The 15,347-nt window shown below is 68.6% G+C and carries 16 protein-coding genes; 6 read left to right on the top strand and 10 right to left on the bottom strand.

Annotated elements, in window-relative coordinates; all coding sequences use genetic code 11:
- Positions 1–28: 28 nt before the first annotated feature.
- The 6 genes from ccmE to LU699_RS01755 all read right to left on the bottom strand — a co-directional run bounded on the left by ccmE (position 29) and on the right by LU699_RS01755 (position 3,453).
- Positions 29–511: a cytochrome c maturation protein CcmE gene (gene ccmE, locus LU699_RS01780; protein WP_232137666.1), complete on the bottom strand. Its 483-nt coding sequence runs from the start codon at positions 509–511 to the stop codon at positions 29–31.
- Positions 508–687 (bottom strand): heme exporter protein CcmD, encoded by a 180-nt coding sequence (gene ccmD / locus LU699_RS01775; RefSeq protein WP_232137665.1) that lies wholly within the window; start codon positions 685–687, stop codon positions 508–510. Before ccmD ends, ccmE begins: the two co-directional genes overlap by 4 nt.
- The gene (locus tag LU699_RS01770) at positions 684–1,442 is read right to left on the bottom strand and encodes a heme ABC transporter permease (RefSeq protein WP_232137664.1); all 759 of its coding nucleotides are present in this window, start codon (positions 1,440–1,442) and stop codon (positions 684–686) included. The genes ccmD and LU699_RS01770 overlap by 4 nt, the downstream gene beginning before the upstream one ends.
- 130 nt (positions 1,443–1,572) lie before the next feature.
- Positions 1,573–2,259, bottom strand: coding sequence for a heme exporter protein CcmB (gene ccmB / locus LU699_RS01765; protein ID WP_232137663.1), 687 nt, complete (start codon positions 2,257–2,259; stop codon positions 1,573–1,575).
- A complete protein-coding gene (gene ccmA, locus LU699_RS01760) occupies positions 2,256–2,897 on the bottom strand; it encodes a heme ABC exporter ATP-binding protein CcmA (RefSeq protein ID WP_232150274.1) in 642 nt (213 codons plus the stop codon). The genes ccmB and ccmA overlap by 4 nt, the downstream gene beginning before the upstream one ends.
- Before the next feature lie 73 nt (positions 2,898–2,970).
- Positions 2,971–3,453 carry a DUF3293 domain-containing protein gene (locus tag LU699_RS01755; protein ID WP_232137661.1) on the bottom strand — a complete coding sequence of 161 codons (483 nt, stop codon included), beginning with the start codon at positions 3,451–3,453 and terminating at the stop codon, positions 2,971–2,973.
- Positions 3,454–3,524: 71 nt separating this feature from the next.
- Between LU699_RS01755 and LU699_RS01750 the strand changes: the two genes are divergently transcribed.
- The 3 genes from LU699_RS01750 to LU699_RS01740 all read left to right on the top strand — a co-directional run bounded on the left by LU699_RS01750 (position 3,525) and on the right by LU699_RS01740 (position 6,100).
- Entirely contained in the window at positions 3,525–4,670 is a 1,146-nt protein-coding gene (locus LU699_RS01750; protein WP_232137858.1) for a pyridoxal phosphate-dependent aminotransferase, read from the top strand.
- Positions 4,671–4,769: 99 nt separating this feature from the next.
- On the top strand, positions 4,770–5,363 hold the full coding sequence (locus LU699_RS01745) for an SCO family protein (RefSeq protein ID WP_232137660.1): 594 nt from the start codon (positions 4,770–4,772) through the stop codon (positions 5,361–5,363).
- 89 nt (positions 5,364–5,452) lie between these two features.
- Positions 5,453–6,100: a response regulator gene (locus LU699_RS01740; RefSeq protein WP_232137659.1), complete on the top strand. Its 648-nt coding sequence runs from the start codon at positions 5,453–5,455 to the stop codon at positions 6,098–6,100.
- 125 nt (positions 6,101–6,225) lie between these two features.
- Here the strand turns inward: LU699_RS01740 and LU699_RS01735 are convergent, their stop codons facing one another.
- Positions 6,226–9,495 carry an Rne/Rng family ribonuclease gene (locus LU699_RS01735; protein WP_232137658.1) on the bottom strand — a complete coding sequence of 1,090 codons (3,270 nt, stop codon included), beginning with the start codon at positions 9,493–9,495 and terminating at the stop codon, positions 6,226–6,228.
- Positions 9,496–9,895: 400 nt separating this feature from the next.
- Here LU699_RS01735 and LU699_RS01730 point away from each other — a divergent pair, with 400 nt between their 5' ends.
- The gene (locus tag LU699_RS01730) at positions 9,896–10,861 is read left to right on the top strand and encodes an RluA family pseudouridine synthase (RefSeq protein ID WP_232137657.1); all 966 of its coding nucleotides are present in this window, start codon (positions 9,896–9,898) and stop codon (positions 10,859–10,861) included.
- A gap of 68 nt (positions 10,862–10,929) precedes the next feature.
- On the opposite strand, the gene LU699_RS01725 is transcribed toward LU699_RS01730, so the two are convergent.
- The gene (locus LU699_RS01725; RefSeq protein ID WP_232137656.1) at positions 10,930–11,271 is read right to left on the bottom strand and encodes a 4a-hydroxytetrahydrobiopterin dehydratase; all 342 of its coding nucleotides are present in this window, start codon (positions 11,269–11,271) and stop codon (positions 10,930–10,932) included.
- An 83-nt stretch (positions 11,272–11,354) separates the two neighbouring features.
- Here LU699_RS01725 and LU699_RS01720 point away from each other — a divergent pair, with 83 nt between their 5' ends.
- Positions 11,355–11,948, top strand: a complete 594-nt coding sequence (locus LU699_RS01720; protein WP_232115153.1) for an NfuA family Fe-S biogenesis protein — start codon at positions 11,355–11,357, stop codon at positions 11,946–11,948.
- A 28-nt stretch (positions 11,949–11,976) separates the two neighbouring features.
- Positions 11,977–13,587, top strand: coding sequence for a hypothetical protein (locus LU699_RS01715; protein WP_232137655.1), 1,611 nt, complete (start codon positions 11,977–11,979; stop codon positions 13,585–13,587).
- A gap of 926 nt (positions 13,588–14,513) precedes the next feature.
- Here the strand turns inward: LU699_RS01715 and LU699_RS01710 are convergent.
- Positions 14,514–14,939, bottom strand: coding sequence for a c-type cytochrome (locus tag LU699_RS01710; protein ID WP_232137654.1), 426 nt, complete (start codon positions 14,937–14,939; stop codon positions 14,514–14,516).
- 8 nt (positions 14,940–14,947) lie between these two features.
- A complete protein-coding gene (locus tag LU699_RS01705; protein ID WP_425491136.1) occupies positions 14,948–15,337 on the bottom strand; it encodes a c-type cytochrome in 390 nt (129 codons plus the stop codon).
- Positions 15,338–15,347: the final 10 nt, after the last annotated feature.

Raw genomic sequence — 15,347 nt, 5'->3', positions numbered from 1 at the left:
CCGGTATGTGCGCCACGCACCACTTCGATCACTGCGCGGCGTCCGCGTCGGCCGGCGTCACGATGCCGTGCTTGTCGTGCGCGAGGCCCATCTTGTCGGCAACTTCTTTCGGCACGTAGGTCTCGTCGTGGCGCGCGAGCACCTGCTCGGCGACGAAGGTGTCGCCGTCCATGCGTCCGGTCGCGATCACCGCCTGGTGTTCGCGGAAGAGATCGGGCAGCAGCCCGGTGTAACGCACCGGCAGTTCGGCATCGCCATCGGTGACCCGGAAGCGCGCTTCCATCGAGCCCTCGGCACGCGAGAACGAACCGCCGGCGACCATGCCGCCGAGCCGGAACCGCGCTTCGCCCGACGACACCGCGGCGCCGGCGATCCCGCCCAGCACTTCGTGCGGCGTATACAGATAGGAGACGTTGCGTTGCAGGGCGAACGCGATCAGCGTCATCGACAGCGCGCTGGCCGCGACGATCGCGACGACGAACAGCAGACGGCGGCGGCGGACCGGATTCATCGGGTCAGCTCCGCGGTGTCATCTGCGGCCACAATCGTCGCCGCAGCGCGGCGCGATGCCAGCAGACGCACCGCGCGCAGCAGCTGCGCAGTGCGGATACGCGGCGCGACGAAATCCCAGGCCAGCACGGCGGCGAACACCGCGTAGGCGGCGACGACGTACTCGATATAGGTCATGCGCGATCTCCGGTCGGCGCGGCCAGCGCCCGCACCCAGTCCTTGCCGACTTCGCGGCGCAGGTTGTCGGCGCGTGCGCGCGCCAGCAGCGAGCCGACGAACCAGAACTTGGTGCCGACCACCATCCACAGCAGCGGCCACAGCATGCTGCCGTCGATGCTCGACTCGCCGAACACGCGGATCGTCTGGCCCTGGTGCAGCGAATCCCACCACACCACCGAATAGCGGATCACCGGCAGCAGCACGACGCCGACGATCGCCAGCAGACCGGCCGCGCGCGCGGCGGTGCGGCGGTCTTCGATCGCGTGGTAGAGACCGATCACGCCCAGATACAGGAACAGCAGGATCAGCTCGGTGGTCAGGCGCGGATCCCAGTCCCACCAGGTGCCCCACATCGGCCGACCCCAGATCGAACCCGTCGCGAGCGTGATCACCGTGAACGCGGCGCCGATCGGCGCGCAGGCCATCGCCAGGATCTCGCAGAGCTTGATCCGCCAGACGAGTGCGATCGCGGCGTAGATCGCCATTGCCGCGAACACGGCCAGGCTCATCCACGCGCTCGGCACATGGATGTAGAGGATGCGGAAGCTGTCGCCCTGCTGGTAATCGGCGGGCACCACGTACAGCGCGCCGTACAGGCCGACCGCCATCGTCAACAGGCCGAGGCCGAAGCCCCACGGCGCCCAGCGCCGCGCGAAGCGGTCGAAGGTGGGGGGCGAACCGAGTTGATGGAACCAGAGGAGGACAGAGTTCATTTAGGCGTGCGGGTCGCTGGCTTGCGGTCTCGGAGCGCGCATGGCGGGCATGCGGTCGCGGGCGTGGCGCGGCGTTGCGGAACGGATTGCACGTCGGCGACGGGACCCTCCAGACCCGTCGCGGGGCCAGTCAATTGAGTGCGATGCGGATGGCGGTCGCCGCAGCGACCGGTGCCAGCACGAGCGCGGCGGCAAGGCCCGCGGCGAGCAGCAACAGCCCGCCGGATGGATCATGCCCCTGCGCCGCGATCGCGACGCTGCCGGCACCGAACACCAGCACCGGAACGTACAGGGGCAGGGCAAGCAGTGCCAGCAGGATACCGGAACGGCGCATGCCGATGGTCAGCGCGGCGACCACCGCGCCGAGCAGGCTCAGCAGCGGCGTGCCGAGTGCGAGACCGGCCAGCAGAACAGGCAGCTGGTCGCGCGGCAGGCCCAGCAGTTCGGCCAGCAATGGCGTTGCGACCAGCAGCGGCAGGGTCGTCGTCGCCCAGTGCACCGCGGTGCGTACCAGCACCAGCCAGGCCAGCGGCACGGGGCTGAGCATCCATTGTTCGAGCGAGCCGTCTTCTGCATCGCCGCGGAACAGCGTGTCGAGCGCGAGCAGGCCGGCCAGCACCGCCGCGACCCACAGCACGCCGGGCGCCACGGCGCGCAGCGTCCCGGGTTCGTTGCCCAGCGCCAGCGCGAACAGCACGACGACCAGTAATGCGAACAGCGCCGGCTGCAGGGCATCGCCGCGGCGCCGCCACAGCAGGCGCAGGTCGCGGGCGATCAGCGCTCTTGCGCTGCCGGGCAGGGTCGGATGTGCACTCATGCGACTGCGTCCAGCACCAGTTCTCGGGTACGCACCGGCGGCGCGGCATAGGCGCCGTGCGTGGTTACCAGCGCCGCGCCGCCGTCTTCGAGCTGGGCGCGGACCATGCGGTTGACCAGTTCGATGCCCTGCAGATCGAGATTGGCGTAGGGCTCGTCGAGCAGCCACAGCGGCGCCGGCGACATCCACAGCCGCGCCAGCGAGAGTCGTTTCTTCTGCCCGGCCGACATCTGCCGCACCAGCAGATGCGCATGCGAGGCCAGTCCGACCAGAGCGAGCGCGCGTTCGGCTGTCTGGCTCGCGCGGCAGCCCTGCAGGCGCGCGAGGAACTCGAGGTTTTCGATCGCGTCGAGATCGGCCTTCAGGCCCGGCAGATGGCCCAGATACGCCATCGTGCCGGCGCGCATCGCGCGAGCGACCGGCGCGCCGTCGACTTCGACCGTACCGCCGTCGGCTTCCAGCAGACCGGCCAGCACGCGCAACAGCGTGGTCTTGCCCGCACCGTTGCCGCCCTGCACCAGCAGAGCCTCGCCGGCAGCGACGTCGAAATCGAGCGGTCCGAACACCGGGCGCGCGTCGCGCAGGAAGCACAGACCGCGGGCGGCGAGCAGCGGCGGGACGGAAGCGGACTCGGACATGCGGCGGCGATGGGCCCACGGGCGCGACCCGGTCGGTCGCGCGGCCATCGTATCCGCAGCGACGCGGTTTGCGTCAGCGCAGCCAGTCGACGTGCTGGTCGCCTTCGAGTCCGCTGGGACGCTTGGCGTACATGCGCAGGCGCACCGGCGTCTCGCGCGGCCACCACAGCGTGCCCAGCTGGCCGTAGCGTCGTGCCAGCGCATCGAACGCGTCGACGTCCATGCCGAACACGATCCAGCTCGGCTCGCGCCAGCTGCGGTCGGCGGCGCTGGCGAAGGCGGGCATGTGCGGCAGCCCGAGCGCGGTGAGCTCGGCCTCCAGCGCCTTGTCGGAGCGCCGGTTCTCGGTCGGCGGACGCAGTTCCGACATCGGATTCCACGCCGAGATGCAGCCGTAGCCGGCGGCGTCGGGATAACGCAGATCCAGGCCCGGCGTGGGCAACCCGATGACGATGTCGTGCCAGTCGTCGCGGTGCTGCCAGCGGTAGCGGGCATCCAGATAGGCGTGCAGCAGCGCGACCAGGCGGGTGTCGTCGATGGGATGCTGGTTGTTCATGGCGGCGGTTTATCCCCGTGGTCCGCGTCCGTACACTCGTGGCCCCTCAGATCCCCAACGGCATGCAGGCGATGATCCGGACCAAGCTTCCCAAGGTCGGCACCACGATCTTCACCGTGATGTCCCAGCTGGCGGCCGAACACGGCGCCGTCAACCTCGGGCAGGGCTTTCCCGATTTCGACGTGCCGCAACGCCTGGTCGACGCACTCGCCACGGCGATGCGCGCCGGCCACAACCAGTATGCGCCGATGACGGGGATCCCGGCGCTGCGGCAGGCCATCGCGGAGAAGACCGAACGCGTCTACGGGCATCTGCCCGACGCCGATGCGGAGATCACTGTCACCAGCGGCGCCACCGAAGCCCTCTTCAACGCGATCCACGCAGTGGTGCGCGCAGGCGAGGAGGTCATCGTCCTCGACCCCGCCTACGACAGCTACGAGCCGGCGATCGAACTGGCCGGCGCGGTGGCCGTGCACGTGCCGCTGGATCCCGCGACGTTCGCGCCCGACTGGCAGCGCGTGCGCGACGCGGTCACATCGAAGACGCGGATGCTGATCGTCAACAGCCCGCACAACCCGTCCGGCGCGATGTTCGGCGCGGGGGACATGCAGGCGATCGCCGAGCTGCTGCGCGACACCGGCATCTATCTGCTGTCGGACGAGGTCTACGAGCACATCGTGTTCGACGGCGCGCGCCACGAATCTGCGCTGCGCTGGCCGGAACTGCGCGAACGCAGCTTCGTCGTGTCGAGCTTCGGCAAGACCTACCACTGCACCGGCTGGAAGCTCGGCTACTGCATCGCGCCGCCCGCGCTGAGCGCGGAGTTCCGCAAGGTTCACCAGTACAACGTGTTCTGCACCTTCGCGCCGGCGCAGCATGCGTTCGCGGAGATGCTGCGCGAAGAACCGGAACACTACGAGCAGCTCGGCGCCTTCTACCAGGCCAAGCGCGACGCGTTCGCTGCGCAGCTCGCCAGCACGCGGCTGCGATGCCTGCCGGTGCCGGGCGGTTATTTCCAGCTGGTCGACTATTCGGCGGTCAGCGATCTCGACGACGCCGAATTCTGTCGCTGGCTGACGATCGAGAAGGGCGTTGCAGCGATTCCGCTGTCGCCGTTCTATGCGGCGCCGCCTGCCGGTCAGCGCCTGGCGCGGCTGTGTTTCGCCAAGAACGACGCGACGCTGGACGCGGCGATCCAGCGCCTGCGCAAGCTCTGAGCGCGCGCTGCGACGATCGGTCGCGGCGGACCTTCAGCGATGCGTCGCTAGACTTGGGTTCTGCGCATTCCGCGCCGTGCCTTCGACCGACTGCCGACCGTGCTTCTTCGTCTCGCCGCCATCGCCGTCTCCACGATGCTGCTCGCAAGCTGCAGCGCGCCGCCGGCCGGGCCGTACACGGGCACCGATCTGAGGGGCGTGTCCTACGGCCGCAGCCTCGATCTCGAGGACACGCAGGGCCAGCCGCGTGGTCTCGGCGATTTCCGCGGGCGCTACGTGCTGCTGTCGTTCGGCTACACGCATTGCCCCGAAGTCTGTCCGACCAGCCTGCTGAAGGCCTCGCAGATCCGCCGCGCGCTTGGCGCTGACGGTGAGCGCCTGCAGATCGTGTTCGTCACCGTCGATCCAAAGCGCGACACCGGCGAGATCCTCGCGCAGTACGTCGGCGCATTCGGTGGTGACATCGTCGCGCTGCGCGGCGACGACATGCAGACGCGACTCGCTGCGCAGTCGTTCCGCGTGACCTATCGCGAAGTGCCGACGAGTTCGTCGTACGCGATGGATCACACGATGGTGAACTACCTCATCGGTCCCGACGGCCGTTTGCGCCTTGCATTCCAGTACGACCAGCCCGTCGATGCGATGGTCGACGACATCCGTTTGATGATGACGCCTGCGCAGGCAGCGGGCTGACCACGCAGTCAGCATTTCCCGACTTGCGATTCATCTCACGCGCAGCGTAGCCTCGGACGCCGGGGTGGGACGGGAATGGAGAGACAGGGATGACGATTCGCGTGTTCATGGTCGACGACCATGCACTCGTCCGCACAGGGCTGCGCATGATCCTGTCGAGCGAGGCGGATATCGAAGTGGTCGGCGAAGCCGAAAGCGGAGAGGAAGCCTTGCCGCTGATCCGCAGACTCAAGCCGGACATCGTGCTGTGCGACCTGCATCTGCCGGGCGTCAGCGGGCTGGAAGTGACCGAGCGTGTGGTGCGCGGACAGCCGGAAACGCGGGTGATCGTGGTGTCGATCCTCGAAGACGGGCCGATGCCGCGTCGGATGATCGAAGCCGGTGCGTCCGGTTATGTCGGCAAGGGTGGCGATGCCGCGGAACTCGTGCGCGCGGTGCGTGATGTCGCGCGTGGACGACGCTATCTCGCCAGCAACATCGCGCAGAATCTCGCGCTGTCGGGCATCGGCGGCAACGAAACGCCGTTCGACGCGTTGTCGCCGCGCGAGATGGAAGTGGCGATGCTGCTCCTGCAGGGCCTGCGCCAGGAAGACATCGCGCGACGTCTGAGCCTCAGTGCCAAGACGGTCAACACGCACAAATCGCGGCTGTTCGAGAAGCTGCAGATCCAGGATTCGATCGCGCTCGCGCGTCTGGCAAGCCAGTACGGCGTCGCGCCGGTGGAGCTCGCGATCTGACGCAGGTTTTATGTCGCCGCGATGCCTGCATTGCGCAGGCATGCGTCCGCAGCGATGGAACGATGACCCAAGAAAAAACCCCGGCCGAAGCCGGGGTTTTTCGTTGTCACAAGAGCCGGAATGACTCAAGCGTCGTTCGGACGTGACCGCAGGCGCGGATCGGTACGGTAGTCCGACTCGGGCTCATCGTCGCTGTCTGCGTCGTCGGATTCGACCGACGCTGCATCCGCGACCGCGGGCTCGACCGGCGTCGTGACCTCTTCATCCGTCAGCGCCGCATCGCCCGGCGCAACGCCGGTCGTCTCGGGCTCGAAGGACGGCGACTCGACAGGCTGCGTTGCAGCCGGTGCAGGCGCGTCGAACAGGCCCTGGGCCACCGGTGCACGCGGCGCGGCCGGCGTCTCGTCGAACGGTGCCGGTGCGCTGGCCGTGTCGATCGACGGCGTGGCGTCGATCTGCGGTGCGGCAGCAACCGGTGCTTCGTCGCTGACGTTCGGCTCGGCCTGCGGCGCAGGATCAAAGCTGCGCGCCGGCTCCACCGGCGCCACGGAACGGGCCGCATTCGCGACGTCGTCTGCGGCGATCTTGGCAGGCGCGGTGTCCTGCGCCGGCGTCACGTCTGCGACGACCGGCGACTCGACCACCGGCGGCAGCACGGGTGCATCGGCCACAGGTGCTGCGCGTTCGACCGGGGTCTGCGGCGCCTCGGCTTCGACCGGAGCAGGCGTCGCGGTCCAGGTGTCGACCGGCTGCGCAGGCGCAGGCGTTTCGACTGCCGGCTCGCTCGGCTGCACCACGGCGCTCGCGGCGACCGCAGCCGCCGCGACGGCCGGACGCGTGTCCTGCTGCGCAGGAGCGCGCGGTTCGCTCGTCGCCTGCGCCGCAGGTGCGGGCAGATCGTCGAAGTCGAACTCGGGCTGGCCATGACCGGTGGCCACGGCGGTGTCGTCGTCGCCTGCGTCATCGCTGTCCAGCGAGGTCTCGTCGCCAGCCGTGCCGTCACCGGCCTTGCCACGACGACGACGACGGCCACCACGACGACCGCGACGTCGACGGCCGTTGCTGCCGTCATCGTCACCGGACTCGCTGTTGCCATCGGCATCGGACGCGCTCGTATCGTCGCTGTCGTCCGCATCCGTATCGGTGTGCACTGGTGCGGTTTCAGGGCGCGGCGTTGCGTGCGTGGCGACGGCAGCAGGTGCGCTGTCGATCGCCGTTGCCGGCGCGGTCTGCTCGATGTCGGGCTGGGTTGCGCGGGGCGCGTCGATCGATGCGGCTGCAACCGGCGCGGCGACGGCGATCGCCGCCTGGGCCTCGGTCACGTCGCCTTCGGTCTTCTGGCGCGGGCCGCGCTGCTTCTGGCGCTGGCGACGTTCCTGCTGACGCTCCTTGCGGGCGCCGGCATCGGCAACGGCCGCGGGCTCGCGACGCGCTTCACGCTGTGTGTCGTCGCGGGCCTGCTGCGCGGGCGCCGCCTGCTTGGCTTCGTTCGCGACAGGCGACGGGTTCGATCCGCCCTGTCCCTGACGTCCACCGCGACGGTCGCGGCGCTGGCCGTTGCGGCCACGATCGTTGCGATCGCCGCGGTTCTCGCCGCGCGGACCGCCATCGGCACGCGGCGCGCGCTCGGTCTGCGCGGGTGCGGCGGGCTTGGCCGGGGCAGGGGGTGCGAACAGCGTCTTGAGCCAGCCCATGACGCCGCCGGTGGCGACCCGTTCGACCGGTGCGGGTGCGGGCTGCGGCACGGGCGCCGGTGCGGGCGCAACGGCTTCCGGCTTCGGCTCGCGAACCGGCGCGGGCTGCGTCGGACGCACATTGGTGACGGCCGGCGGCGGCACGTTGAGGTTGTTCTTGCTCAGCGCGATCGTCGCGACGCGACGCGGCGTGCCGCGCTGGTAGCTCGGACGCGCGGTTTCCTCACCGAGTTCGTTCTCGCGGATGCGCGAGACCTCGTAGTGCGGCGTGTGCAACTGCTCGTCGGCGACGATGATGATCGGCGCGGCGTGGCGCTTTTCGATTTCCTCAAGCGCGCTGCGCTTCTCGTTGAGCAGGTAGTTCGCAATCTCGACCGGGGCCTGCACCAGCACCTGTCCGGTGTTGTCCTTCATCGCGTGCTCTTCGGCGACGCGGATGATCGACAGCGACAGCGATTCGATGCTGCGCATGCGGCCATGGCCTTCGCAGCGCGGGCAGACGATCTGGCTCGACTCGCCCAGCGACGCGCGCAGGCGCTGACGGCTCATCTCCAGCAGACCGAACTTCGAGATCTTGTTCTGCTGCACGCGGGCGCGGTCGTACTTGAGCGCGTTCTGCAGCTTGTTCTCGACGTCGCGCTGGTGCTTGTTCGACGACATGTCGATGAAGTCGATGACCACCAGGCCGCCGAGATCGCGCAGGCGCAGCTGGCGGGCCACTTCCTCGGCTGCTTCCAGGTTGGTGTTGAACGCGGTCTCTTCGATGTCGCCGCCCTTGGTGGCGCGGGCGGAGTTCACGTCGATCGCAGTCAGGGCTTCGGTCTGGTCGATGACCAGCGCGCCGCCGGACGGCAGACGCACGGTGCGCTCGTAGGCGCTCTCGATCTGCGACTCGATCTGATAGCGGTTGAACAGCGGCACATCGTCGGTGTAATGCTTGAGCTTGCGCAGGTTGTGCGGCATCACCTGCTCGACGAATTCCTTCGCCTCGGCGTACATCTCCGGCGTATCGACGAGGATTTCGGCGATATCGGCGCGCATGTAGTCGCGCAGCGCACGGGTGATCAGACGCGATTCCTGGTAGATCAGGAACGGCGAGGGCTTGCTCAGCGCGGCTTCGGCGATCGCGCGCCAGATGCTCAGCAGGTAGTCGAGATCCCACTGCAGCTCTTCGGCGTCACGGCCGACACCGGCGGTGCGGATGATCACGCCCATCTCGTCGGGGATGTCGAGCGCGTCCATCGCCTTCTTCAGCTCGGCGCGGTCTTCGCCTTCGATCCGGCGCGACACGCCACCGGCGGTCGGCGAATTGGGCATCAGCACCATGTAGCGGCCGGCCAGCGAGATGAACGTGGTCAGGGCAGCGCCCTTGTTGCCGCGCTCTTCCTTGTCGACCTGGACCACGACTTCCTGGCCTTCGCGCAGGAGTTCCTTGATGACGCCCTTGTTCGGGTCGGCACCGGCCTGGAAGTAATCGCGGGAGACTTCCTTCAGCGGCAGGAAGCCGTGGCGGGCGGCGCCGTACTCGACGAACGCGGCTTCGAGCGACGGCTCGATGCGGGTGATACGACCCTTGTAGATGTTGGACTTCTTCTGTTCCCTGGACGGCTGTTCGATGTCGATGTCGTACAGGGACTGACCATCAACGATGGCGACGCGCAGTTCTTCTGCCTGCGTCGCGTTGATCAGCATGCGCTTCATGGTTGCGTTTCCTTGCGCGCTCTCACGCGCGGAACGCCGGGGCGTTTCGCCTGGATGAAGCCTGAAGCCGCCGCGCACGCGCAGCGACGAACCGGATTGTCCAGCGCTACGACACCACGGCGGGCCGCGGGAGCGCTCTGTTTGTGTCTGGGTAGTGCAGGCCGCGGACCGCTTGCGACCGGTGTTTGGCGGTCGCGAACGTCACGCGGGACGTGTTCAGCGCCGATGCCAGGCATCGGGCGATGGTCGGTACTGCCGTACAGCCGCTAACATGGCCGCCCCTGGGGCGGTGGCCGCGCACTGTCCGGAAGCCTTTGAAAGGCAGGCTTTTGGCCCGTGTTCTTTCAAAGAAATCAGCACCTTAGATCGCGGCCCGAGTGTACCAGATAAACAGGCGACGATGACTGACAACGGTTCCGGCTCCGCCGGCGGCGGTGGCGTTCGACTGGTCCGGGTTCCGGACGATCGTGACGGCCAACGCCTCGACAATTTCCTGCTCGGCCAGCTCAAGGGCGCGCCGAGATCGATCATCTACAAGATCGTGCGCAGTGGGCAGGTCCGCGTGAATGGGGGCCGCGCCAAGCCCGAGCGCAAGCTCGACGCTGGCGACGAGGTGCGCATTCCGCCCGTCCGGCTGGAGGCGCCGGGCGAGGCCGGCACGCCCTCGAAGGGCTTGCTGGCAGCGATGGACGCCAGCATCGTGTTCGAGGACGCCCGGCTGCTGGCGATCAGCAAGCCCAGCGGCATCGCCAGCCATGGCGGCAGCGGCATCAGTTTCGGGGTCATCGAGACTCTGCGCGCGCTGCGGCCAACCCAGTCGCTCGAGCTGGTCCACCGGCTCGACCGCGACACCTCCGGCCTGATGGTGCTGGCCAAGAAGCGCTCGGCCCTGACCCAGCTGCAGGCGTTGCTGCGCGAGGACCACGGCGCCGGCATCCGCAAGCGCTACCTCACGCTGCTGGCCGGCCGCATGCCCGACGGCACGATGAGCGTCGATGCGCCGCTGCACGTCGGCCTGCGCCAGGGCGGCGAGCGCCACGTGCAGGTGAACCCGGCCGGCAAGGAATCGCTGAGCCACTTCGGTGCGCTCGAGCGGCGCGGTGGGCAGTCTTACTGCGAGGTGCGGATCGAAACCGGCCGCACCCACCAGATCCGCGTCCACGCCCAACACATCGGCCATCCGGTCGCTGGCGACGACAAGTACGGCGATGTCGAGGTCAACAAGCGCATGCGCGACCAGATCGGCCTGCGCCGTCTGTTCCTGCACGCTGCGTCGCTGGAATTCACCCTCGACGACGGCGAGGCCTACCTCCTCAACGCACCGCTGGCCGACGATCTGCGCGAGGCACTCGACCGGCTGCGGTGAGCCGGGCGGTCCGGGTCTTCGAGAGCCAGGACGCGTCGCGACTGCAGTGCGTCCTGGTCCGGCACTGCTCAGGCGATCAGCTGGTCGGCCCGGGCCGCGCAGATGAAGTCGTTCTCGCTCAAGCCGCCGACATCGTGGGTCGAGTAGCGGACTTCGACGCGGTCGTAGTGCACGCCGAGATCGGGATGGTGGTCCTCGCGGTGGGCGATGAAGGCCAGCGCGTTCACGAAGGCCATCGTGCGGTAGTAGTCGTCGAAGCGGAACGTGCGGGTCAGCGCCTGACCGTCTTCGGCCAGCGTCCAACTGGCCACCTGTGGCAGCAGTTCGCTGACGCGGGCTTCGGGCAGACGATGCGCGTCGCCGCGGCGCGGAACGCAGTGGGCATCGCTGAGTGGAATGAGGTCGGACATCGTGGAATCTCCTGTCGAGGGCCGTTCATGCGGCAGACGGCGACCGGCGTGTGCACGGGCGCGGGGCCGCTAGAATACGCGGCATGATCAACATCTCCGAAACCGCGCAGACGCATTTCCGCAAGCTGATCGAGCGCGAGACGCTGCCGGGTCTGGGCGTGCGGCTGTCGGCCGTGCATGCGGGCACCCCGCGTGCGGACGTGCGCCTGGAGTTCGCCGGCAGCGATGACCTGCAGGGCGACGAGTGGGCGATCGATTGCGACGGCTTCACGCTGTGGCTCGATGCGCCGAGCGTGCCCTACCTCGATGGCGCCGAGATCGATTACGAAAGCCGCGCCACCGGCGGTCAGTTGCAGATCCGCGCGCCGAAGATCAAGGGCGAGGCACCGCCGGAAGCCGCCTCGCTGGTCGAGCGCGTGCGCTGGGTGGTCGAGCAGGAGGTCAATCCGCAGCTCGCCCAGCACCGCGGCCACGTCAGCGTGCAGGAAGTGACGGCCGAAGGCGTCGTCGTGCTGCGCTTCGGCGGCGGCTGCCACGGCTGCGGCCTCGTCGACGTCACGCTGAAGCAGGGCATCGAAAAGACGCTGATGGAAAAGGCGCCGGGTGTGACGGCGGTTCGCGACGCGACCGATCACGACACCGGCGACGCGCCGTACATGCCGCGCGACGCGGCCTGATTCTTCCGCAACCGGCGGCCGCCACCGGATGTTCACTGCTGCCGACCTGATCGACGTGCTGCGCCGCCGCCGGCGCCGTTCGATCCGGCAGGAAGATGCGCCCGAAGGATTTCCCGCAGGCTGGACCCGCTGGTTCGACACGATGCGTGCGCGGGTCGGCGCGGTGACCGGCGCCACCGCCGACGCGATCGTCGCAGTGCTGGTCGCGCGGCCCGCACCGCCGCGGCGCAAAGGTCACGTGCCGAAGAACGCGCTGGCCGCCTGGATCAGCCTGCTGCATCCGCGCTGGGAGCCGGAGCCCCGTGAGCATCGCGGACCGAAGCGCGCGTCGATGGCGCTCGCGCTGCTGGCGCAGCTGCTCTGGGTCAGCGGTCTGTTGCTGCTCACCCAGGCCCATTTCGCATCGCCGGCGCCTGACGCGCAGGGCGAAGAACACGTGGTGCAGGCCGTCTTCATCGGTGACGGCACGCCTGAGGATGCGGGTGCCGGCGAGCCAGGCGAGCCGGTTCCGGTCATGGTGGTGCCGCCGCCGCCCGCGCCGACGGCGACGCCCGCACCATCGGACACGCAGCCGGCGCCGACCGCGCCGCAGGACACATCGACCGCGCAGGACGCCGTGGTCGCAACCGAGCCCGTCGAGCCGACCGAACAGGTGCTGCAGGTCACGCAGACGCCGGTGCCGGATATCGACTTCACCCTGCCGCCGCCGCGTCCCGGCGCCGCGCCCGAGGTCGTCGTGCGCGATCGCCAGGTGCCCGAGGCGCAGCTGCAGGCTGTCGAGATCCCCGCATTGCGCACGCCCGCGCCGCTGGCCGAAGTCACCGCGCAGCAGCGCGAGGTCGAGGTCGAAGTCCGCGATCGCAGCGTGCCGCAGCCGACCGAGACCTTGCGCCTGCCGACGCGCGAGGCGCCATCGGTCGTGGTCGATGCGCCCGAGGTGCCGACGCGACAGGTCGCTGACGTCGTCGCACGCGAACGCGCGGTACCGATGCGCGAAGCGCCCGCGCCCACGCCGGCACCCGAGTCGCCAGCACCCACCGCGCCTGTTGCCGCTACACCATCGCCGCGCCCACCGACGCCTGCGCCACCGGGAACGCGCACGCCTGCGTCGAATCCGACAGCGGGCGCCGGTACGCGCACGGGCATGCCGCCGGGCGCCGCCCCGTCGACACGCGCTGCCGACGACTGGGGCGACGGCGCCACCGCGCGCGAAGGCGGCCAGCCTGGCAGTCCATCCGGCCTGCTCGGCGCCGACGGTCGCCCACGTCTCGCGGGTGACGGGCGCGTCGGCGGCGGCCTGCCGCCTGGCACCGTCACCGAGGATTTCGCCCGCATCGACCGCGAAGGCACCTGGCTCAAGCGCCCGCCGACCGACTACGAGCCGACGAGCTTCGACCGCTTCTGGACGCCCAGCGAAACCCTGCTGCAGGAATGGGTACGCCGGAGCGTCAAGACCGTGCTGATCCCGATTCCCGGCACCAGCAAGACCGTGCAGTGCAACGTCGCGCTGCTGATGTTCGGCGGCGCCTGCGGCATCACCGATCCGAACATGCAGGACGTGGAGACCGACGGTCGGCCGCCGCCGGATGTGCCGTGGAAGCCGGAGCTGCAGGAAGATCAGGACAGCCTGGGCGGCTGATCGAGGTGCGCTCAGCGCCTGAGCGCCATCGCTTCTTCTCGTTGTTCTGATGCCGTCACTCCCGCGCAGGCGGGAGTCCATGACGTTGCTCGCTTTCGCTTCTGCTTTAGCTGCGGCTTTGGCTTTAGCTTTGGCTTTGCTTTCAGCTTTTGATTTCACTCGAGCCGTAAAGCGAGCCGAGCATCGCAGGGCGGCGGGGTCGAAGAGCAGCCCATGTCTGAGCGAAGCGAGTTTGGGCTGCGTGCCCCGTCGACCGAGAAGCGCAGGGAACCGGCACGGTGCAGCCGTGTCGGATCGCGTCCGGCGAAGGGACCTTTTGGTTCCTTTTGGGTCCATCCAAAAGGGACTCGCACGCGCAGCGGGCGAAAGCTCTGTACTTGCTTGCTTGCGCTTCGTCGCTCGGCGCTTTGCGACCTTGATGTTCGAAGCAGAAGAATCAATCGCAGAAGCGAAGATCAAAGACAGAGCTTCCGCGCTGTCGCGCGGCTTACTTTTGTCTTAGCAAAAGTAAGCAAAACCGTCTTCGCCGGACGCGAGCCGACGCGATGAAACCGCATCGGTCCCCTGTGCTCCTCGTCTGACGCGGCACGCAGCCCAAACTCGCTGCGCTCAGACATGGGCTGCTCTTCGGCCACGCCAGACTCCGGTGCTCGGCTCGCTTTACGGCTCGATTCAAGTCAAAGGCTGAAAGCCAAAGCCAAAGCCAAAGCCAAAGCCAAAGCCAAAGCCAAAGCCAAAGCCAAAGCCAAAGCCAAAGCCAGAGCCAGAGCTGAGCCAGAGCACGAAGACACAGGCACGCCTCGGAACCAGGCTGAGACCTGGTCAGATCAAATCAAGGAACGCCCCGTCGGGGCGCGACTGACGCATGCCCGCCGAAACGGACACACGACATCAAACGGCGCGAAGACGGCGCCGCCGAAGCGGACTCAGCGGTCGTGCGCCCCGCGCAGATCGCGCAGCTGGCTCGGCTGGGCCGCAAAGTACGCGGCGAGATCGGCGATCTGCTGATCGCTCAAGCCGGTGGCCTGCTGCGACATCAGCGCGTGTTCGCGATCGCCATCGCGGTAGGCCTGCAGCGAGTGGGCAAGGTAGTCGCGGAACTGGCCGCCGATCTTCGGGTAGGTCGGATCGATCGGTGCGTTGCCGCCGGCGCCGTGGCAGTCGATGCAGGTCTGGCCGGTGGCCGCGCTCTTGACGTTGGCGGCCTGTTCGCCGGCGTCGGCGGTGCCCGACGGCAGGCCGGCGGACGAGCTGCGTGCCGGCTGCGCTTCGGGATCGTGGGACTGGCCACCGCATGCGGCCAGCAGGCTGGCGAGCAGGAGGACGGGCAGGGCGCGGGCCGGACGGATCATGGCGCCGCTCACTTGGTCAGCTCCGAAAGGAAGGCGGCGATGTCGGCGATGTCCTGGTCGGTGAAGCTCTGCGCCTGCGCCTGCATCGTCGGGTGACGACGGGTGCCGCGCTTGTATTCGTGCAGGGCGTTGACCAGGTACTCGGGCGACTGGCCGCCGATCTTCGGCACGTGATAGTGCGGATAGACGTTGCGGTAGCCGTCGACGCCGTGGCAGCCCTGGCAGGTATAGGTGAGCTGGCGACCGGTCTCGGCATTGCCGACCAGCGGCACATTGGCCGCCGGCGCTGCGGCCGCGGGTGCGGTCGGGGCGGCGGTTGCAGCGGCGTCCTGCGCGGATGCGCTCAAGACGGGCGAAGCAAGAACGAAGCAGGCGGCGAGCATCAGCAGTCGCGTCATCGGGTTATCC

The sequence above is a fragment of the Luteimonas fraxinea genome, from assembly GCF_021233355.1.
Taxonomy (GTDB): Bacteria; Pseudomonadota; Gammaproteobacteria; order Xanthomonadales; family Xanthomonadaceae; genus Luteimonas; species Luteimonas fraxinea.
This window is presented reverse-complemented; position numbering and strand designations above follow the sequence as displayed.